At 62.6% G+C, this 19,798-nt stretch carries 13 protein-coding genes; all 13 read right to left on the reverse strand.

Annotation, left to right across the window (positions count from 1 at the left end):
• Nucleotides 1-8: 8 nt before the first annotated feature.
• A complete protein-coding gene (locus tag JAB1_RS22125; RefSeq protein WP_071653395.1) occupies nucleotides 9-2,942 on the reverse strand; it encodes a YjbH domain-containing protein in 2,934 nt (977 codons plus the stop codon).
• Nucleotides 2,943-3,322: 380 nt separating this feature from the next.
• Nucleotides 3,323-4,027: a DUF4197 domain-containing protein gene (locus JAB1_RS22130; protein WP_034778751.1), complete on the reverse strand. Its 705-nt coding sequence runs from the start codon at nucleotides 4,025-4,027 to the stop codon at nucleotides 3,323-3,325.
• Between the two features lie 175 nt (nucleotides 4,028-4,202).
• Nucleotides 4,203-5,777, reverse strand: coding sequence for an SEL1-like repeat protein (locus JAB1_RS22135; protein ID WP_070281890.1), 1,575 nt, complete (start codon nucleotides 5,775-5,777; stop codon nucleotides 4,203-4,205).
• Between the two features lie 2 nt (nucleotides 5,778-5,779).
• Complete coding sequence (locus JAB1_RS22140; protein ID WP_070281765.1) at nucleotides 5,780-7,984, reverse strand: EAL domain-containing protein; 2,205 nt, start codon at nucleotides 7,982-7,984, stop codon at nucleotides 5,780-5,782.
• Nucleotides 7,985-7,989: 5 nt separating this feature from the next.
• Complete coding sequence (locus tag JAB1_RS22145) at nucleotides 7,990-10,152, reverse strand: HDOD domain-containing protein (protein WP_070281766.1); 2,163 nt, start codon at nucleotides 10,150-10,152, stop codon at nucleotides 7,990-7,992.
• Between the two features lie 203 nt (nucleotides 10,153-10,355).
• Entirely contained in the window at nucleotides 10,356-11,636 is a 1,281-nt protein-coding gene (locus JAB1_RS22150; RefSeq protein ID WP_217494313.1) for a multidrug effflux MFS transporter, read from the reverse strand.
• A gap of 74 nt (nucleotides 11,637-11,710) precedes the next feature.
• On the reverse strand, nucleotides 11,711-12,883 hold the full coding sequence (locus JAB1_RS22155; protein WP_070281768.1) for a class I SAM-dependent RNA methyltransferase: 1,173 nt from the start codon (nucleotides 12,881-12,883) through the stop codon (nucleotides 11,711-11,713).
• 113 nt (nucleotides 12,884-12,996) lie between these two features.
• The gene (locus JAB1_RS22160) at nucleotides 12,997-13,614 is read right to left on the reverse strand and encodes a 2-hydroxychromene-2-carboxylate isomerase (protein ID WP_034778761.1); all 618 of its coding nucleotides are present in this window, start codon (nucleotides 13,612-13,614) and stop codon (nucleotides 12,997-12,999) included.
• A 10-nt stretch (nucleotides 13,615-13,624) separates the two neighbouring features.
• The gene (locus tag JAB1_RS22165; RefSeq protein ID WP_034745744.1) at nucleotides 13,625-14,062 is read right to left on the reverse strand and encodes a CopD family protein; all 438 of its coding nucleotides are present in this window, start codon (nucleotides 14,060-14,062) and stop codon (nucleotides 13,625-13,627) included.
• 70 nt (nucleotides 14,063-14,132) lie between these two features.
• Nucleotides 14,133-15,404 carry a glutamate-5-semialdehyde dehydrogenase gene (locus tag JAB1_RS22170; protein ID WP_070281891.1) on the reverse strand — a complete coding sequence of 424 codons (1,272 nt, stop codon included), beginning with the start codon at nucleotides 15,402-15,404 and terminating at the stop codon, nucleotides 14,133-14,135.
• A 23-nt stretch (nucleotides 15,405-15,427) separates the two neighbouring features.
• Nucleotides 15,428-16,444 (reverse strand): DNA polymerase III subunit delta, encoded by a 1,017-nt coding sequence (gene holA / locus JAB1_RS22175; protein ID WP_034778765.1) that lies wholly within the window; start codon nucleotides 16,442-16,444, stop codon nucleotides 15,428-15,430.
• 10 nt (nucleotides 16,445-16,454) lie between these two features.
• Nucleotides 16,455-17,045, reverse strand: a complete 591-nt coding sequence (gene lptE, locus JAB1_RS22180; RefSeq protein ID WP_070281769.1) for an LPS assembly lipoprotein LptE — start codon at nucleotides 17,043-17,045, stop codon at nucleotides 16,455-16,457.
• A gap of 2 nt (nucleotides 17,046-17,047) precedes the next feature.
• Nucleotides 17,048-19,687, reverse strand: coding sequence for a leucine--tRNA ligase (gene leuS, locus JAB1_RS22185; protein WP_070254710.1), 2,640 nt, complete (start codon nucleotides 19,685-19,687; stop codon nucleotides 17,048-17,050).
• Nucleotides 19,688-19,798 lie beyond the last annotated feature (111 nt).

Consider the following 19,798-nt stretch of genomic DNA (forward strand, 5'->3'; position numbering starts at 1 on the left):
TGTACCGCTTAATACTTGCCCTGCCAGGTCACGCTGATTTCTTTCGGTCCGGGATTGATCGACAGGCCCGATTTGCTCTGGTCGCGCTGCGCTTGCCACAGCCAGCTGCCCATGGCGTAGCCGATAATGCCGCCGGCGACCGTGTCGGACACCCAATGCTTGCGGCCAAACACGCGGCCGGCGGAACCCACGGCGGCCACGCTGTACAGCCATGGCGCATCGTATTCCTTGGCAAACGGCGTCACGGCAGCAAAGCCGATCGCGGCATGCGCGGATGGAAACGAGGAATTCGAGCGGGAATTGCCGCTGCCGACGCGGCTCCACGTTCCGAGGTCTTCCTCAGGACGGGCGCGGCCAAACGCATATTTGCCGGCCACCGCCACGCCCGTTGCCGCGGCAACCGATTGCAGGGAAATGAGTCCCGTATTTTGCATGCGCTCATCGCCCAGGGCGAAGGCCGCGGCGGCCGCACCGACTGCCGCGTAGGGCATGGCTTTGCCCAGCTTGTCCCAATTGCGGTAGACCTTGGAATCTTCATGTTTCTTGACGAAACGGTCGACGGGTTTGTCGGCCAGCGCGGAAGCCACCACCACGCCGCCGACCAACGCCGTCGCCTTGAGCCATTCAGGGGCGCTAGGCGTAGCGGATGCGGATTGTTCCAGGCGCGCGCGCATGGCGGGCCACGGGCTGACAAACGGCCGGTCTGGCGGATTGACGGCAGGCAGGTGCTGTTCATCCGGGCGCTCGGCAAAGTTACCCAGGCCATCGTAGCTGTGCATGTCGGCGCGCGGGCGCTCGAACATGTCGTACAGGTCGCCTGGCGAAGCCACCATCTGCCCCACGTCGCGCGTCCATGGCGCAATGGCAAAGCCGGCCGTCGATTGCGTATCCATCGGCAACATGCTGTTCAGCGGCACGGACAGGAAGATACCGCGGTCCTGGTACGGCTTCGACGGCGTGCCAGGGCTGGTGATGTCGTTGCCATTCGTATGCGTGTACCAGGCGCCGACTTCGATGCCGGACTGGAAGCGGCGCTTGAATTCCACGCGCACACCCGTGTCTTTGGCCAGGAAGCGGCCTGCGCGCGCCGTCACGGTAATATCGTGCGGCAAGCGGTAATGCAGGGAGCCGATCGCCGTCACCGTCTTGTAGTCGCGCGAATCGAGCAAGCCCTTGAAACCACGCTGCTGCAAGGCATCAACGGCCACGTCGGCCGCCCAGCGGCTATCCTTCGGCAGATATAGCACCTGACCGCCCACACCGCGGAACATGTCTTCATACAGGCCAGCCGACATGCGGGTATACACGCGCTCGGCGGGATTGTTGTATTTGTTCAGCAAGACGCGGCTCAGCGAGAAACGTCCGCCGCGCAAATATTCCGCGATATCGGTACGCACGTGCGGCAAATTGCTGTTCGATGGCTGCTTGACGCCCGATACCGTTTCCAGCAACTGCAGGCTGGCGGCGCTATTCAGGTACAGGCCGTCTCCCAGGCGGCGGTCGTAGTTGGCCACGGCCGAAATCGAATAGCGGAAGGCGCCGCTCGGGTCATTGAAGAAGAAGCCCACCTTGGGAGCGATCTTGAAACGGTTCGCCTCCCGGTCCAGCGATTTGATTTGCACCACGTCGCCATCGACGCCAACGCCCACGGCCAGCTTGCCGTCGTCCTGAACGACATTCGCAGCCCTGGCGGACGGTGGCGCGGAAATGGCGGTTGCAGGTGCTGCAGACGCAATTGGCGCAACGGCAGTCGCGGCAAGCGCCGGCGCGGGCGCAGGTGTGGGCGCGGCGGCAACGACGGGCGCCGGCTTATCGAGGAATTCCTGCAGCCAGCCTTGCTGATCGTCCCGGATGACATCGCTTTTCTCCGGATAGCGCAGCAGTACGACGTCGAGGAAGGCCTTGCGGTCGATCCTGCCTGCCAGATAGTCGTTCAGTTTTGGCAAGTCAAAGAATTCGTAGGTGGCGATTGGCTGGTCCAGCTTGGTATACGTGATGCGCAGGGTCGTCACGCCCTTCGGTGTGAAGGCGACAGCCGTGCGTGCGGCGCGGCCAACGGCCCGCCCCATATTTGAAATACGGCTGTTGGTCAGGCTCAGGCTGAGGACATTGCCTTCTTGCTCGACACGGATGTTCTTGTAGTCCTGTTTTACCAGGGCATTGACCAGGTCGGCGCCATACACTGGGTCGCGGTGCCACTCTTCCTTGCTCGGCAGCGGTGGCGGATTCTTGTCGTCCACGAAATACGGCGGTTCATACACCTTGGGGACGAACTCGCGCTCGCCAAACGGAATGCTGACAAAGGCGTTCACGCTGAACTGGTCGCGGCTGCGTGCCGCTTGCACGGCAAGCCAGCCCCAGCGGTACTCCAGGCCCACGGAAGCGCCCTTGCGGCGCTTGCCGGCGTCCGTTTCACTGGCACGGAAATCGCGCAGATAATTGGTTGTATCGTATTCGGCCACCACCGACCAGCGCGGCAGCGCCGTCGGCGTCCAGCGCGCGCCAGCAAACACGCCGTCCGGGCGTTTATGGGCATAGCCCAGGCTCGCTTCGATATTCTTGCTGGCGCCAAATGTCTTGGTGGCAACGACATATTGCCCCTTGAACAGCTCGGTACCGAACAGATCCGTCATGCCGACGGCAACGGATGGCATCCACTCCGTTTCCGTCCACAGGCGCAATTTACTGTCGACGACTTTATCCTTGTAGCGACCATAGCCACTGCCATATTCACCGGGTACGTTGGTAAAACCAGGGATGCCCGTGATCGACACATAACGTCCCGTCATCTGCAGGAAAGGCAGGATATTTGCCGTGGCCCATAACTGGCCATACGGGCTGTCGTAGCTGTAGCCGACGCTGAAAGTGCCGTCCGTTTCCACCACGGCGCTGGGCATATTGATATAGCCGGACTGGCCTCCATGATTCGGGGTCGCTGCCATCACCGAAGGCGCGCCAAGCACCAGACAGCCACACCAGGTATATTTGATTGATTTTCTGAGTACGCTTAACAAATCCGGCTACCTAAAATATCCTGCACCTGGAGTTCCTGAGAATGTATTCAGAAAATCAATGAGCTTGGGGAAACGTGAATGAAACGAAAAAAGGCCAACCGACGGGCATGTTGCAATGCCGCGCATCAGTTCGCCACTAAAACTGGGCACTCCCGGGCAGCAGATCGTTGCTTAAGCATGCCTCAGGAATGTATGTCGCAGAATTTTAACATTGTTTTCTTGTAGCAAATGCTTAACTTGTTTCCCTTGCGCCACACCTGTCTATTCAGCGCAAACGCCGCCTGGAGCCGTGCGGCACGCTGGAACCATCACTTCAAACTGCCAAACACTTTACCGATAATCTTGCTGCCATACGCAAGCGGATTGCTGCGGATGGCTTTTTCTTCCTCGCCGATCATCAGGTACAGGCCGTCAAGCGCGCGGTCCGTGACATAACCTTCCACCGTCGATTGCTGCTGCGGCACCAGTCCCGTCTTTCCGATCTGGCTCATGGTGCTGTTGTACTTGCTGGCCAGGCCGGAACGGTCGGTAACGGATTTCACGATGGGCAGGAATTTGACGGCCAGCGGTGCCGAAGTCTTCTGGCGGAAGAAATCCGTCACGGAAGTATCGCCACCGGACAGGATGTTTTTCGCATCGCTCACGCTCATCGATTTGACCGCGTCGAGCAGCAAGGGCTTGGCCATGGGCACGGCCGACTCGGCGGCACGGTTCATCGCCACCACCAGGTCGTCCAGCTGCTGGCCGCGGCCCGTCATTTTCAGCAAAGGCTTGGCTTGTTCCAGGATGCCGGGCAACTTGATCTTGACCTTGTCATTGTTCAGGAAGCCATTTTCGATGCCCAGCTTGGCAACGGCAGCGGCCGAACCGGCTTCCAGTGCCGCTTTCAAGCCATTGCTGGCATCCTGGTTGCTAAGGGCATCCAGGGGACCGGCGGCGCCTGCGCCGGACGACAGCAACGCCAGCGCACACAGGATGGCGGCCGGACGGCCAGGGAAAGGGTTCAGGCGCATGGTTTTCCTTTTCTAAAGAATATACAGACCACCTTCTTCTGGAACCTTAGCACATCAAAACTGCAAATACCGCAGCAATTTTAGCGTCCAGGGGGAAACAAGGGGCGCCACAGATGGCGAAGGGAAAGGACTATACAGCACCTGCTGTTGTATCCGCGCACGCTAACGCCGGCGTTCAGCCTGCTATCGCCGCCAGTTGTTCGCGCACCCGCGCCAGATCCGTCTCGCGCATGCGCGCCGCCGTCTGGCGCAAGGATTTTTCCGCGCCCGACACGCCGGCCGCCGCCGCCATCGACAGCCAGATGTAGGCCTGCTGCAAATCGAGCGGGCCACCCTGGCCGCTGGCCGCCATCAGGCCCAGATTCATTTGTGCCCGCGCATGGCCCTGGCGCGCGGCCAGTGCATACCAGTCCCAGGCGGCGGCATAGTCCTGCGGCACGTCCTGGCCATTGTCATGCCGCAGCCCCAGCGCAAACTGGGCCAGGCTGTGGCCCTGCGCGGCGGCACGGCAATAACAGGCGCAGGCCAGCTGGCTGTCGGGCGCAGGACCATCATCGCGGTCGTGCAACACGCCCTGCATGTATTGCGCCGGCGCGTAATCCTGCTCGGCGGCGCGGCGGTACCACTCCAGCGCCAGCGACAGATCCTGCGGCACGCCCTGGCCATGTTCATAACGCAAACCCAGGTCGAACTGCGCCCGCACATGTCCCTGGTCGGCCGCCTTGCGATACCAGAAGATGGCTTCCTGCGCATCGGCAGGCATGCCCTGTCCATGCTCATGCAACAGTCCCAGCTGGTACTGCGCGGCGGGAAAGCCCTGCCCTGCCGCCTGGCGGTAGAACACCTGCGCCCGGGTATAGTCCTGCGCGCCATGCTCATGGTGCAGGCCCAGGTTGTGCTGGGCCGCCGCGTGCCCCTGGCCAGCCGCCTTCACGTACCACTCGAGTGCCGCCTGCTTATCGCAGGGCACGCCCTGGCCATTGTCATAGATCAGTCCCAGATTGAACTGCGAACTGGCGTGGCCCTGCTCGGCCGCGCGCCGGTACCAGGTGATCGCCTGCCTGCTGTCCTGCGGCAGCACGTCGCCATTTTCATAGCGCAGCGCCAGGTTGAACTGGGCCGGCGCATAGCCTTGCTCGGCCGCCTTGCGCATCCAGGCCGTCGCTTGCTGGCGGTCCTGGCGCACGCCCTGGCCATTGTCGTAGCGCAGGCCCAGGTTGAACTGCGCGCGCGCATAACCCTGGTCGGCCGCCTTGCGGTACCAGGCGATGGCTTGCACGAAGTCCTGCGGCACGCCCTTGCCATTGTCATACATCATGCCCAGATTATTCTGCGCGCCCGCGTCGCCCTGTTCCGCCGCGCGGCTGAACCACAGCATGGCTAGTGCGCTATCTTGCGCGAGCCCCTGGCCCTTGGCATACAGCCAGCCCAGGTTGTATTGCGCCGCCGCGTAGCCCTGCTCGGCCGCCTGCTGGTACCAGTGCGCCGCCTGCGCAAAATCCTGCGGCACGCCCTGCCCCTTCTGGCACATCACGCCCAGGTTGTATTGCGCGTGTTCGAGCCCCTGCGCGGCGGCCAGGCCATACCAGTGCAAGGCAAGCGCATAGCTTTGTTCTATCCCCTGGCCATTGAAATGCATGAAACCCAGGCTGTGCTGGGCGTTCGCATTGCCCTTCTCGGCCAGTCCTTTCAGGCGCAGGTAGTCAGCCGTGTAATGAGCAGCCGTGTAGCGGGGGTCGGCAAGCGGCACGGTCAAGCCTCGATGGCCAGCGTCTGGGACAACGCGGGGCCGGCGTTGGCGATCAGGCGGTTCTGTTCCTGCAGCACGCCGATGAAACTGCCCAGCGAAATGGGCCGGTGGTACAGATAGCCCTGCATCGTGGTGCAACCCTTGTCCTGCAGGTAGCGCGCCTGTCCTTCCGTTTCCACGCCCTCGGCGATCAGGTGCAGGCCCAGGCCGCGCGCGATCGAGATGATGGCCAGGATGACGGGGTAGTGCCCGTGCTCGTCGTGGATTTCCTTCACAAACGACTGGTCGATCTTGATGGTGTGGATGGGGAAGCGGTGCAGGTACGACAGCGAGGAATAGCCGGTGCCGAAATCGTCGATGGCGACCGATACGCCCAGCTGGCACAGCTTGTTCAACTGCTCGATCGCATACTGCGGGTTGCGGATGCAGATGTTTTCCGTGATTTCCACTTCGATCTTTTCAGGCGCGATGCCATAGCGCGTCAGCGCGCCGCGCATCTTCTCGAAAAAGTCGCCCCGGTCCAGGTATTGCGGCGACAAATTGAGCGACAGGCGCACGGCTTCGCCGCCGGCCGCGTTCCACTGCACCAGGTCGCGGCACAGGGCGCCCAGCATCCAGTCCGAGATCGGCAGCATCAAGCCATTTTCCTCGGCGAACGGCAAAAATTCGCCAGCCGTCAGCAATCCCCGCTGCGGGTGGTTCCAGCGCATCAGGCCTTCGGCGCCAACGATGCGGCCCGTCATCACGTCCACCTGCGGCTGGTAATACATCTCCAGCTGGTTCAGCTCCAGCGCCTTGCGCAGGCTCTGCTCGAGGGCGATCTTCTGGTGCGACACGTCGAGCATGGACTCGTGATAAAAACTGTGGCCATTCTTGCCCAGCGCCTTGACCTGGTACATGGCGATGTCGGCGTGGCGCAGCAGCTCGTCGATGGTCTCGCCATCGCCCGGATAGATGGCGATGCCGATCGAAGCCGAGATATGCACCTGGTTGCCATCGAGGTCGAACGGCTGGTGCAGGCATTCGAGGAATTTGTCGGCGATCAGGCGCGCATCCTGGCGGTCGCGCAGTTCCGGCAGCACGATGGTGAATTCATCGCCGCCTTGGCGCGCCAGGGTATCGCCGCGGCGCAGACAATCCTTCAGGCGCAGCGCCACCTGCTGCAGCAGTTCGTCGCCCTTCACATGGCCCAGGGTATCGTTGACCAGTTTAAAACGATCAAGGTCGATGAACATCACGGCCAATTCCGTCAGCTTGCGCCGCGCCTGGATCACGGCCAGGCCCAGGCGGTCCTTGAACAGCATGCGGTTCGGCAGGTCCGTCAGGATGTCGTGGTAGGCCTGGTAGGAGATGACTTCCTCGGCACGCTTGCGGTCGGTGATGTCGCGCGCCACGCCGTAGGTGCCGAAGTACTCCTGCTTTTTCGCGTCCTGATCGTGGCTGTGCATGCCGATCGAATTGAGCGGAATCGTCATCAGCGTGTTGTTGAAGGTACGGTCGCTGCCGCTGCCGCTATGGCACTTCAGGCGCAGTTCCACATTGCGCGAGGCCCGCTCGTCGAGGCGGCGCTCATTGAAGGCATAGCGCGCCCGCTCCTGGTCTTCATCGTGCACGAGGATGGAATAATGGCTGCCGATCAGCTCTTCGCGGCTAAAGCCCAGCAACTGGTGCACCCTGTCGTTGATGAAGGTGATGCGGCCTTCGTGGTTCAGGGTATAGATGATGTCGGGCGAGCTGTCGACCAGGTAGCGGTACATCTTTTCCGAGTTTTCCAGCTGCAGCGCGATGCGCTCGTTCTCCAGCGCCAGCTTGCGCTTTTGCAGCGCATTCTCCACCGTCTTGAGCAGCTCCTCGCGGCTGTACGGCTTGCGCAGATAATCGTAGGCGCCACGCTTCAGGGCGCCGATGGCCGCCTCGATGCCGACGTCGCCGCTCATGACGATCACGTCGCCCTCGATGCCGCGCCGGTTGATATGGTCCATGATTTCATGGCCGCTCATGTCGGGCAGGCGCAGATCGAGCAGGATCAGGTCGAAGCGCAGTTTCGACAACTGCGCCAGCGCTTCGCTGCCGCAGGTGGCCGTGTGCAGCTGGTAGCCGCGGTCCTTCAGCAGTTCGTGGAGGGAAGCGAGCAAACGGGGCTCGTCGTCGACCAGCAGGATGCGCGGGCTGTTTTCCAGGTCAAACGGAATGGCGGAGGAGTTCATGGACGTTACGAAGACAAGGCGGTATTGCCCGGCGCGGGCAGCGCGGCTGCAGCGCTCGTCGGCAAGGGAATGGGCAGTAAGATTTCAAACGAGGTGCCGGACTTGCTGCTGCGGCAGCCGATCATGCCATGCAGGCGCGTGACCAGGTCATGCACGATGGACAAACCCAGGCCGTGATGCGCCCCTTCCTTGCTGCTGCGCACAGGGGAAAACAGATTGGCCAGCACGTCGGGAGACAGGCCGGCGCCATTGTCGCTGACGCACAGCTCCAGGTACAGGCGGCGGTCGCGGTTGACGTGGCCACGGTTAGACACTTCGATGCGCCCGCCATCGGGCAGGGCTTCGACGGCATTTTTCAGCAGGTTGAGCAGGATTTGCTTGAGCGTGTCGGCATCGGCCTCCACCTCGCATGGCGCGTCCTGCATGCGCGTGACCACTTCGATCTTCGACGGCAGGAAGTCGGTGGCGCGGAACAGGCGCAGCACGTCGTCGACCACGCGCGCGCAATCGGTGACGCCACTGGCAGCCACCGGCTGCAGATCGGCCAGGCCGCTGATCAACTGGCCGACCCGGTCGATTTCCTCGTTCAGGATCGACATCTCGCCCGTGACCGGCTCCTGCTTCTCCAGCTTGTGATCGAGCACGCTCAGGTAATTCTTGATGATGGACAGCGGGTTATTCACTTCATGCACGACGCGGCGCGACGCGGCGCGGTATTCCTCGGCCACGTGATCGAGCTGGCGCCGCGCCAGACCGCGCGCGCTGATGGCCGTTTCCAGCGCCGTGGCGGCCTGGTTGGCATACGCGCGCAGGAAACCCTCGCGCTTCTGGCAAGCGGGAATCTGCCACGCCGCCACGCCGCCAATCAGCACGCCCAGGCTGCGCTGGCCCGCCACCAAAGGCACGCAGACCAGGCTGTCGGTACCGAGAATGCGGAACAGCTGCTCCTCGACGATGCCCAGCGCCGGCATGTCGCGTTTCAGGAACGCCAACTGGCACTCCAGCGCCGAGGCGGCCAGCGGGCCGCCCTTGGCCAGCGGGATCGAGAACCCCGCCAGACGCTGCTGATGCTCGCCCGCCGCCACGCCCACCAGCGCATGACCGGTGGGGTTTTGCAGCAGGATGATGGCGGTGTCGAAATCGAACAGGATGCGCGCCGAGCGCGTGATGGCTTCCAGCAGGCTGCTCTCGCCCTGTTGGCGGGCGAAAGTCTGCCCCACTTCGGACACCAGCACCATGTTGCGCACTTCGTCGGACAGGCGCTGCTGCACCGGATCGACGGACGGCGGCGCATACGCGGGCGGCGTGGCGATATCATCCGCGCCGGCCAGGTCGATGCCCAGGTGCTGCGCGGCCTGCTCCACCTGGCGCGCGACGCTGCCGGCCAGGTCTTCCAGTACCTCGACATCCAGCGCGCACAGGCTTGCCGCCTGCGTGATGGACTCGGCCTCGTCCGCATCGTCGGCATGGCTGCACAGCAGGTGTGCCAGGCGCACGATGCGGATCAGGGGATGGCTCGCTTCCAGGCGCGCCAGCGGTTCATGGTGATACAGCACGCTGTCGGCCAGGAAGGAATCGAGATGCCAGCGCTCGATCAGCCAGGCGCCCGCTTCGGCATGCGTGATCTGCAAGGTGCGCTGCTCCACCGCACACAGGGCGGCATCGTCGCGCGCCGTGAAATTGAAGGCGTATTCCTTCGGCGCCGTGGCCAGCAAGGCAAGGCGGCCCACATTGTGCAGCAATCCTGCCAGATACGCTTCCTCGACATGCGGATAGGCCATGGCCTTGGCCAGCGCGCGCGCCATGACGGCGGCCGACAGCGAACTTTTCCAGAAGGCGCGCAAATCCGTGCTGCCGGAATGGGGGAAGCTGTTGAAGGTCTGGAAGACGGATTCGCTGATGACCAGCGTCTTGATCATGTCCGTGCCCAGCGAGACGAGCGATTGTTCCAGGCTGACGACCTTGCTCTGGCGATGATAGGCCGAGCTGTTGGCCACGCCGAGGATCTTGCTGGTCATGCCCGCATCCTTGGCAATCAGGGCGGCCAGCTCCGGCATGCCGGCATCGTCGGCCTGCAGGTGGGCGATCAGCTTGAGGAGGATCTGCGGCATGGCCGGCAGGCGGGCAATCAGCAGGCGATTGCGAATATCTTGATCAGATTGATGCATCGTATCAGGCATTGCCGGTTCGAAAAGGATGAGCGCTCAGCAGCGAAGCGCGGCCACGTTCAGAGGAATCCTCCACTCCTGTAACCAAAAAATCTATTGCCTGAGAGGATGCCGGGAAAGAACTCATCTTATCATAAGCGCCGGATATTACTTGCAATATAGAAAATTAAGTTGAAATAAATCCAGCGTTCTACAGTGGAAACTTATGCCTTGAAGGAACCTAGCAAACGGTGGCGGAAGCGCCGCGATATCAGCCACAGCGCCAGCGCCAGGCCCGTAAACGCCAGTTGGCCCGAGGCCAGCCACAGCACGGAACTGGACAGCAGCGGCGAGATCACGCCGGCCACCACGGCGCCGAGCATGGTGCTGGCAAACGACTGGCACGAGGCCACCGTGCCGCGGATATGCGGGAACAGATCGAGCGCCAGCAGGGTCGCGCCGGGTCCCACCAGCGACATGCCGAAAGTGTAGAAGAACAGGGGCAGCACCGACCAGGGCAAGGATGGCGGCAGGAACAGGTGATACACGACATTGACGCTGGCGGCGCACAGCAGAAAGGCAAAGCCGATGCCGATCTGGCGCGCGAACGTGACCTTGCCGGCGATGCGGTTGGCCGCCGCAGCGCCCATGAAGATGCCGCTCACGCAGGGAATGAACAGCCAGCCGAATTGCGATGGCCCCAGGCCCAGCTGCCTGGGCAGCATTTCCGGCGCGGCCGTGATGAACAGGAACAGGCCCGCGAAATTGAGGGCGACGATGCCGGCCTTGATGTGGAACAGGGGCGAGCGCAGGATCTGGCCATAGCTCGATGCAAGGAAACGGGGATTGAACGGCTGGCGCTTGGCCAAAGGCAGGGTTTCGGGCAGGCGCCAGTAGCAGAACGCCAGCAGCACCACCGTGTAAAAGGCGAGGAACAGGAAGATCGAGCGCCAGTCGAACCAGATGACGATCCAGCCGCCGAGAATCGGCGCCACGGCCGGGGCGATGGAAAAGATCATCGTCACCAGCGACAGCAGCCGCGCCGCCGCCGCATCGGCATACAGGTCGCGAATGATGGCGCGGCTGATCACCACGCCGGCGCCGGCCGAGACGCCCTGCATGATGCGGAAGAACCACAGATAGTGCACCGTGTGCGCCGAGGCGCAGCCGAGCGAGCCGATCGCAAACATCAGCAGGGACACGAGAATGACGTTGCGCCGGCCGAAGGTATCCGAGATCGCGCCATGCCACAGCACCATGCCGGCAAAGGCCAGCATATAGAACGTCAGCGACTGCTGCACTTCCAGCGGCGACGCCTGCAGCGAACCCTGGATCGCCCCAAACGCGGGCAGATACGTGTCGATCGACAGGGGCCCCAGCATCGACAGCCCGGCCAGCATCATCGCCAGCGCACCGCGGCTCAGCGGCGCCATGTGGCTCGGCGTGGGAGGCGGAACGGGGGTAACCGGGTCGGGCGGCACATCGGCCGGAGGGGTGGGAAACATGGCGGGTCCAAAGTGGCGCGCGGACCAATTTCAGTCCGCGCGCGGGGTTACTGCGGGTGTCTTACGGTGAACGCTTACTGCTGTGGTTTGGGCTTGGCTTCTTCACGGCGGTTGTAGCCTGCGACCATGTCAAAGCGGAACAGACGGCATTCCAGCGCGCCATTGAAGAAAGGCGTCTTGCGCGCTTCCTTCAAACGCAGCAGCTTGGGCAGGCCCAGGTCGGCCGTGAACAGGAACACGGTCCAGCCGGCGAAACGCTGCTTCAGGGTCGTGCCCATGGCTGAATAGAAGGAAGTCGACAATTCATCTTCCGGGATGGTGCTGTCGCCACGCACGCCGATACGCTCGCCGTACGGCGGGTTGGTCAGCATGATGCCCGGCACCTCGCTTGGCGGCTTGACTTCCTGCGCCTCGATCTGTTTCAAGGGCACGTCGAAGCGCACGCCGGCGCAGCGCAGGTTATGCCGCGTCATGGCGACCATGTCGCCCGAGATGTCGCTGCCGAAAATGGTCGGTTCGGCTGGCAGCGGATTGACCTTGATGGCGTTTTTCATGGCATTCCACGGCGCCGGATCGAAGTCGTGGAAGTTTTCAAACGCGAACTGGCGCGAGGCGCCCGGTGGAATCCCCTGCAGCATTTGCGCCGCTTCGGCCAGGATGGTGCCGGAACCGCACATCGGGTCGAACAGCACCATGCCGGGCTTCCAGCCCGACACGCGCAGCAGGCCGGCGGCCAGGTTTTCGCGCAGCGGCGCGTCGCCCGTCTCTTCGCGCCAGCCGCGCTTGAACAAGGCCTCGCCCGAGGTGTCGAGGTAGACGGTAAACGTGTGTGCGTCGAGGAAGCCGACGATGCGCATGTCCGGCGTCTTGGTGTTGACCGATGGGCGCTCGTTGAACTGGTCGCGGAAGCGGTCGCAAATCGCATCCTTGATTTTCAAGGTCGTGAATTCCAGGCTGCGCAGCGGCGATTTGACGGCCGTGACGTCGACGCGGATCGTGTGGTGCACGCCGAACCAGTCTTCCCAGGATTGCGCCAGGGTCAGGTCATAGATATCGTTTTCCGTCTTGTAGCCGGAATGGGCCATGCGCATCAGCACGCGCGAGGCGATGCGCGAATGCAGGTTGATGCGATAGGAGTCCAGCAGGTCGCCCGAGCAGTGTACGCCGCCCGGTACCTGGTTGTGGACCTTCATGGTCGCACTATCCTGGGCGATCTCGCCCAGTTCCTCGGCCAGCGCCGCTTCCATGCCGCGCGGGCATGGGCAAAAATATGAAGCCATGGTGTACCTTTTATCCGTTGAAAAACAATTAACTAAAAATTTCAAAACCTGTCGGATTACGCGCGCAGCGCTAATCCGATCTACAACTTCTCCAGCGCCCGTTCGACAAAATCGAGGCGGTCCTGGCCCCAGTACCCTTCGCCATCGACGATATACCACGGCGAACCGAAGACGCTGGCGGCGGTGGCCGCTTCCGTATTGGCATCGTATTCGGCCTGCACGCTGGCCGTTTCCGACGTTTTCAGCAACTGGCGGCCATCGAAACCGGCATCCAGCGCGATCTGCACCAGGGTTTCCTCGTCGCCGATGTTGCGCTCTTCAGCCCACAGGCCGCGCATGATGGCGTGCGCCAGGTTCAGCGATGCTTCCACGCCGTGCGCCAGGCGCGTGGCGATGATCAGCTTGGCAGAAGCTTCCGGCGACACGGGGAAGAACTTGGGCTGCAAGGTCAATGGCACCTGCAAAAAGGCCGACCAGCGCGCCAATTCTGCCAGGCGGTACGCCTGGCGCTGCGGTGCGCGCTTGGCCAGCGGCAGGCCGCCCGAGACACTGAAGACCTTGCCCAGGTCAAAAGGGCGCACGTCGATCTGGGCACCAGTCTTCGCGGCAATGGCCATCAGGCGCGCATGACCCAGATAGGTCCATGGCGAGTGGGGGGCGAAGAAATACTGCACGACTTTGCTCTGACTTGCACTCATCTCGACTCCCTTAGAAAGGCTTGACCACGACCAGCACGACGACGGCCAGCAGCATCACCACCGGCACTTCATTAAACCAGCGGAACCAGGTGTGGCTGCGCTTGTTGAGACCTTTTTCAAACTTGCGCAGGATGGAACCGCAGGCATGGTGATAGCCGAGCAGCAGCACCACGAACGTCAGCTTGGCGTGCATCCAGCCCGGCATCTTCATGCGGCCCTCGCCCCCGCCGTACAGCATCCACATCAACGCCAGCCCCAGCACCATGGCCGGCAGCGCCAGCAGCGACATGAAACGGTACAGCTTGCGCGCCATCAGCAGCAGGCGCTCGGTGGCCACCGTTTCCGTCTCCATCGCCAGGTTCACGAAGATGCGCGGCAAGTAAAACAGGCCGGCAAACCAGGACATGACGAAGATGATGTGGAAGGCTTTGGTCCAGAGAAAGAGCATGGGGTTTCCAGTGTCGGAGGTGGAGAGAAACGAGAGCACGGGCCGCCTTGTGGGCAGCCCGCGAAAGAGACTATTTACGTACTTCGCCGTGGCCAAAGACCACGTACTTGAGCGAGGTCAAACCTTCCAGTCCCACCGGGCCGCGCGCATGCAGTTTGTCGTTCGAGATGCCGATCTCGGCGCCCAGGCCATATTCGAAGCCGTCGGCGAAACGCGTCGACGCGTTCACCATCACCGAGGCGGAATCGACTTCGCGCAGGAAGCGCAGCGCATCGCTGTAGTCTTCCGTGATGATCGATTCCGTATGCTTGGACGAATACTGGTTGATGTGGTCCATCGCTTCGTCGATGCCGTCGACCACTTTCACCGACAGGATCGCCGCCAGGTATTCGGTGGACCAGTCTTCCTCGGTGGCGGGCACCAGGTGCGGATAAGCGGCGGCAGCCAGGATCGCATGGCTTTCCGGATCGGCGCGCAGTTCCACCTGCTTGGTCAGGTACAGTTCGGCCAGCTGCGGCAGCACGGTAGCGGCGATGGCGCGCGACACCAGCAGGGTTTCCATGGTGTTGCAGGTGCCGTAGCGGTGGCACTTCGCGTTGAAGCCGATATCGATCGCCTTCCTGATATCGGCCTTGGCGTCGATGTAGACGTGGCAGATGCCATCGAGGTGCTTGATCATCGGCACGGTAGCCTCGCTCATCAGCCGCGCGATCAGGCCCTTGCCGCCACGCGGCACGATGACGTCCACGTACTGCGGCATGGTGATGAGAGCGCCGACGGCGGCGCGGTCGGTGGTGTCGATGACTTGCACGGCATCGGCCGGCAGGCCTGCTCCCTGCAAGCCCTCGGCCACCAGCTTGGCCAGCGCGCGGTTGCAGTGTATCGCTTCCGAGCCGCCGCGCAAGATCGTCGCGTTGCCGCTCTTGATGCACAGGCCGGCCGCGTCCACCGTCACGTTCGGACGGGCTTCATAGATGATGCCGATGACGCCCAGCGGCACGCGCATCTGCCCCACCTGGATGCCCGTTGGGCGGAATTTCATGTTCGAGATTTCGCCGATCGGGTCGGCCAGCGACACGATCTGCGTCAAGCCCTCGACCATGGTGGCAATGGCAGAGTCGGACAGGGTCAGGCGGTCGAGCATGGCCGGCGCCAGGCCGGCGGCGGCGGCCGCATCGAGGTCGCGCTGGTTGGCCGCGCGCAGCAGATCGGCATCGCGCACGATGGCGGCGGCGATCAGGCTCAAGGCACGGTTGCGCGTGGCGCTGTCGGCACGCGCCATGGCGCGCGAGGCGGCGCGCGCGCGCGTGCCCACGTCCTGCATATATTCTGTGATGTCCATGCTCGTATCCATATAGTAAAAAACTAGCCTCGGGCGATCTTCAGGCCCAGCTGCAGCATGGCATCCCAGGCATCGCCCGCGTAGCCCTTGGCGCGCAAGCCCTTGATCATCTTGTCCACCTGCGCCGCCTGCTGCAGCGCCGCTTCCAGCACGGGTAGCGAAATGCGCCGCAGAGCCGGTTCCATCATCCGCTCGCGCGGCCCCCAGATGCGGTATTCCTTCAGCAGCGCGCCCAATGGACGCCCTTGCGCCATGCCGGCCTTCAATTTTAACAGCGTGCGGATTTCTTCGGAGACGGCCCACAAGACCAGCGGCAGCGCCTCGCCCTCGCCTTTCAAGCCTTCAAGCATGCGCACCAGGCGCGCCGGGTCGCCGGCCAGCATGGCTTCGGACAGCTTGAAGACATCGTAGCGGGCCACGTTCAGCACCGCGTCCTGCACTTGCTCGTACGTCAGCTTGCCCGCGGCATGCAGCAAGCCCAGTTTCTGGATTTCCTGGTGCGCCGCCAGCAAATTGCCTTCCACCCGTTCGGCGATGAAGTCGATGCTGGCACGTTCGGCGCTTTGCCCCTGCGCCGCCAGGCGCTGGGATATCCAGGCAGGCAACTGCGCCCGTTCCACATTCGGAATGTCGATATACACGGCCGCCTGCTGCAGGCTGGCGACCCAGGCCGCCTTTTGCGTCGCCCAATCCAGCTTGGGCAAGGTGATCAGGGTCAGGTTGTCTGGACTGAGATTTTTCGCGTAGCTTTGCAGCGCCGCTCCGCCATCCTTGCCCGGCTTGCCGGTGGGGATGCGCAGCTCGATCATTTTCTTGTCGCCGAACAGCGACAGCTCCTGGTTCGCGGCCAGCAATTCTCCCCACTTGAAGCTGCGCTCCACCGTCAGCACGTCGCGCTCGGAGTACCCCTGCGCACGCGCCGCGCGGCGGATCTTGTCGGCCGCTTCCAGCGCCAGCAAGTGTTCGTCGCTGGTGATCACATACAGCTGCGCCAGCGGCTTGGCCACATGCCCATCGAGCGCGTCTATCCGCAATTGCATGGCGTCCCCGTTACTGCTGCGGCGCGACCGGCGTCACGGGCGCCACGGGCGCCACCGACATGGCCGGCAGCACCGGCTTGATGGCTGCCAGGCGGCGCATGATCTGCTGCACCAGGTCGTTGCGCATGTCGCGGTACAGCGCCGCTTCTTCCGTTTCCTTGGCCAGTACCTGCGATTCGTCGAAGGTAATCGGGCGCACCAGGCTGATGGTCGTCGGTGCCAGCAACTGGTTGCCGGCCTTGTCCACCACGCGGAAATTGATCGAGTAGCCGAGTTGGTACTCTTGCACGCGGCCGTTAGGGTTCAGCGACAAAATGGTCTTGGTACGATTCCTCTCCGGGTCGTTGAGCACTTCAAGGACGGCGTCGGCGCCATCCTTGGTGTTCACCACCTCCGTGCTGCCAATGGCGCGGATATAGCGTTTCAGGCTGATCGCCAGCGGCGACGTGTCGGGCAAGCCGATGTACATCGTCGCGAACGGCAGCATGAAACTGCCGTTCGAGCCGCGCAAGTGAAAGCCGCAGGCCGACAGCAGGACAGTCAGGCCCAGCGCCAGCACGGCACGGCGGCCCAACAGCGATACTTGAGAGGAAGTCGTCATGATTACACCACGATGCTGATTAACTTGCCTGGCACGACGATGATCTTCTTCGGCGTGGTCTCGACGTACTTCTGCACACTTTCGCAGGCCAGCGCAGCCGCTTCGATGCTGGCCTTGTCCGCATCCTTGGACACCGTGATCGAGCCGCGCAGCTTGCCGTTCACCTGGATCATCATCTCGATCTCGGACTGTTCCAATGCTTGCGGGTCGACCTGCGGCCAGGCGACGTTCAACAGGTCGCCGTGCACGCCAGCGTAGCCCAGTTCCTGCCACAGCACGTGGGTGATGTGCGGCGCGACGGGGTTCAGCAGGCGCAGGAAGATGGAGAAACCTTCGGCGATCAGCGCTTTCGACTGCGCGCTGTCATCGAGCTTGGCCGATTCCAGGGTGTTGAGCATCTTCATGCAGGCCGACACCACGGTGTTGTACTGGATGCGCTTCAAGTCGTAATCGGCTTGCTGCAGCAGCTTGTGCAATTCGCGGCGCAGGTTTTTCTGCGCGTCGCCCGTGGCAGGTGCGGCGCCGCCAGCCAGTGCGGCCTGGATCGTGGCCGACTGGGCGTAGCCGAAGTTCCACACGCGGCGCAGGAAGCGGTTCGCGCCTTCGACGCCGCTGCCCGACCATTCCAGCGTCTGTTCCGGCGGCGAAGCGAACATGGTGAACAGACGGGCCGTGTCGGCGCCGTACTGCTCGATCTGCGCTTGCGGGTCGATGCCGTTGTTCTTCGACTTCGACATTTTTTCCGTGCCGCCGATTTCCACCGGCTGGCCGTCGGCCACCAGGACGGCGCTTTGCGGACGGCCCTTGTCATCGAGGGACAGGCGCACGTCGTCCGGGTTGAACCAGGTAGTCTTGCCCACCGCGTCCTTGCGGAAGTAGGTTTCGTTGAGCACCATGCCCTGCGTCAGCAGGTTGACGAACGGCTCGTCGAACTTGACCAGGCCGAAGTCGCGCATGATCTTGGTCCAGAAGCGCGCGTACAGCAAATGCATGACGGCATGTTCGATGCCGCCGATGTACTGGTCCATCGGCATCCAGTAGTCATTGCGCGCGTCGACCATGGCGTCATTGCTGCCTGGCGAGGTATAGCGCATGTAGTACCACGACGAATCGACGAAGGTATCCATGGTGTCCGTCTCGCGGCGCGCCGGCTTGCCGCACTGCGGGCAGTCGCACTTGAGGAAAGCTTCGTATTTGTTCAGCGGATTGCCCGTGCCGTCCGGCACGCAGTCTTCCGGCAGCACCACCGGCAAGTCTTTTTCCGGCACCGGCACCACGCCGCAATCGGCGCAATGGATCATCGGGATCGGCGTGCCCCAGTAGCGCTGGCGCGAGATGCCCCAGTCGCGCAGGCGGAACGTGGTTTTCTTTTCGCCCAGGCCCAGTTCGGCCAGGTCGGCGGCCACCGCATCGACGGCGGAAGCGAAATGCAGGCCGTCGTATTTGCCGGAGGCGACGCAGACGCCATCCTTGCTGCCATACGATTCCTGCCACGCGTCCGTCGAAAATTCCTGGCCCTTGACTTCGATGACTTGCTTGATCGGCAGGTCGTATTTCTTGGCAAAGCCGAAATCGCGCTCGTCGTGCGCCGGCACGCCCATCACGGCGCCATCGCCGTAGGTGATCAGCACGTAGTTGCCGACCCACACTTCCACCTGTGCGCCCGTCAGCGGATGGGTGACGAACAGGCCGGTCGGCATGCCCTTCTTCTCCATCGTTGCCATATCCGCTTCGATCACGGAACCGAGCTTGCATTCGGCGTTGAAGGCGGCCAGCGCAGGATTGCTTTGCGCGGCGTGGATGGCCAGCGGGTGCTCGGCGGCCACGGCGCAGAAGGTCACGCCCATGACGGTGTCCGGACGCGTGGTAAACACATACAGCTTGCCGTCGCCGATCAGGGCGCCATTCGCGTCCTTGATCTCATGCGGGAAGGCGAAGCGCACGCCCGTCGACTTGCCGATCCAGTTGGTCTGCATGGTGCGCACGCGCTCGGGCCAGCCCGGCAGCTTGTCATCCACATAGGCCAGCAATTCTTCCGCGTAATCGGTGATGCGCGCGTAGTACATGGGGATTTCGCGCTTTTCGATCAGCGCGCCCGAACGCCAGCCGCGGCCGTCGACGACTTGCTCGTTGGCCAGCACGGTCTGGTCGATCGGATCCCAGTTCACGGTACCGGTCTTTTTGTAGATGATGCCTTTTTCCAGCATCTTGAGGAACATCCACTGGTTCCATTTGTAGTATTCGGGCTTGCAGGCGGTCATTTCGCGCGACCAGTCGATGGCCAGGCCCATCGATTCCATCTGCTGCTTCATGTGGGCGATATTCGAGTACGTCCATTGCGCGGGCGGCACGTTGTTGGCCATGGCCGCGTTTTCCGCCGGCATGCCGAAGGCATCCCAGCCCATCGGCATGAGCACGTTGTAGCCATTCATGCGCAGGTAGCGGTACATCACGTCGTTGATCGTATAGTTGCGCACGTGACCCATGTGCAGCTTGCCCGAAGGGTAAGGCAGCATCGAGCAGGCAAAATACTTGCCTTTTGGGAAACGCGGGTCGTGTTCGACGGCTTTATAGGCGTCGATCGCCTTCCAGTGCGATTGGGCGGCTTGTTCGACGTCGGCGGGACTATATTTATCTTGCATGATGTGCGGCCAATAGTGGATATGAACCGAGCATTATACTGGTTGTCGCCGCCCGATAGCGCGGCGCGCTGGCGGCCCGGTCTCGCATATTTTGACGGGCGCACAATTATG

The organism is Janthinobacterium sp. MP5059B (genome assembly GCF_001758645.1).
Lineage (GTDB): Bacteria > Pseudomonadota > Gammaproteobacteria > Burkholderiales > Burkholderiaceae_D > Janthinobacterium > Janthinobacterium lividum.

Bases quoted from the DNA above. Each gene is read 5' to 3' on its own strand.
- lptE (WP_070281769.1), bottom strand. From the start codon at position 17,045: ATGACGACTTCCTCTCAAGTATCGCTGTTGGGCCGCCGTGCCGTGCTG.
- JAB1_RS22145 (WP_070281766.1), bottom strand. From the start codon at position 10,152: ATGCATCAATCTGATCAAGATATTCGCAATCGCCTGCTGATTGCCCGC.
- JAB1_RS22125 (WP_071653395.1), bottom strand. From the start codon at position 2,942: ATGGCAGCGACCCCGAATCATGGAGGCCAGTCCGGCTATATCAATATG.
- JAB1_RS22170 (WP_070281891.1), bottom strand. From the start codon at position 15,404: ATGGACATCACAGAATATATGCAGGACGTGGGCACGCGCGCGCGCGCC.
- JAB1_RS22165 (WP_034745744.1), bottom strand. From the start codon at position 14,062: ATGCTCTTTCTCTGGACCAAAGCCTTCCACATCATCTTCGTCATGTCC.
- JAB1_RS22150 (WP_217494313.1), bottom strand. From the start codon at position 11,636: ATGTTTCCCACCCCTCCGGCCGATGTGCCGCCCGACCCGGTTACCCCC.
- JAB1_RS22155 (WP_070281768.1), bottom strand. From the start codon at position 12,883: ATGGAAGCGGCGCTGGCCGAGGAACTGGGCGAGATCGCCCAGGATAGT.
- JAB1_RS22160 (WP_034778761.1), bottom strand. From the start codon at position 13,614: ATGAGTGCAAGTCAGAGCAAAGTCGTGCAGTATTTCTTCGCCCCCCAC.
- holA (WP_034778765.1), bottom strand. From the start codon at position 16,444: ATGCAATTGCGGATAGACGCGCTCGATGGGCATGTGGCCAAGCCGCTG.
- JAB1_RS22140 (WP_070281765.1), bottom strand. From the start codon at position 7,984: ATGAACTCCTCCGCCATTCCGTTTGACCTGGAAAACAGCCCGCGCATC.
- JAB1_RS22130 (WP_034778751.1), bottom strand. From the start codon at position 4,027: ATGCGCCTGAACCCTTTCCCTGGCCGTCCGGCCGCCATCCTGTGTGCG.
- leuS (WP_070254710.1), bottom strand. From the start codon at position 19,687: ATGCAAGATAAATATAGTCCCGCCGACGTCGAACAAGCCGCCCAATCG.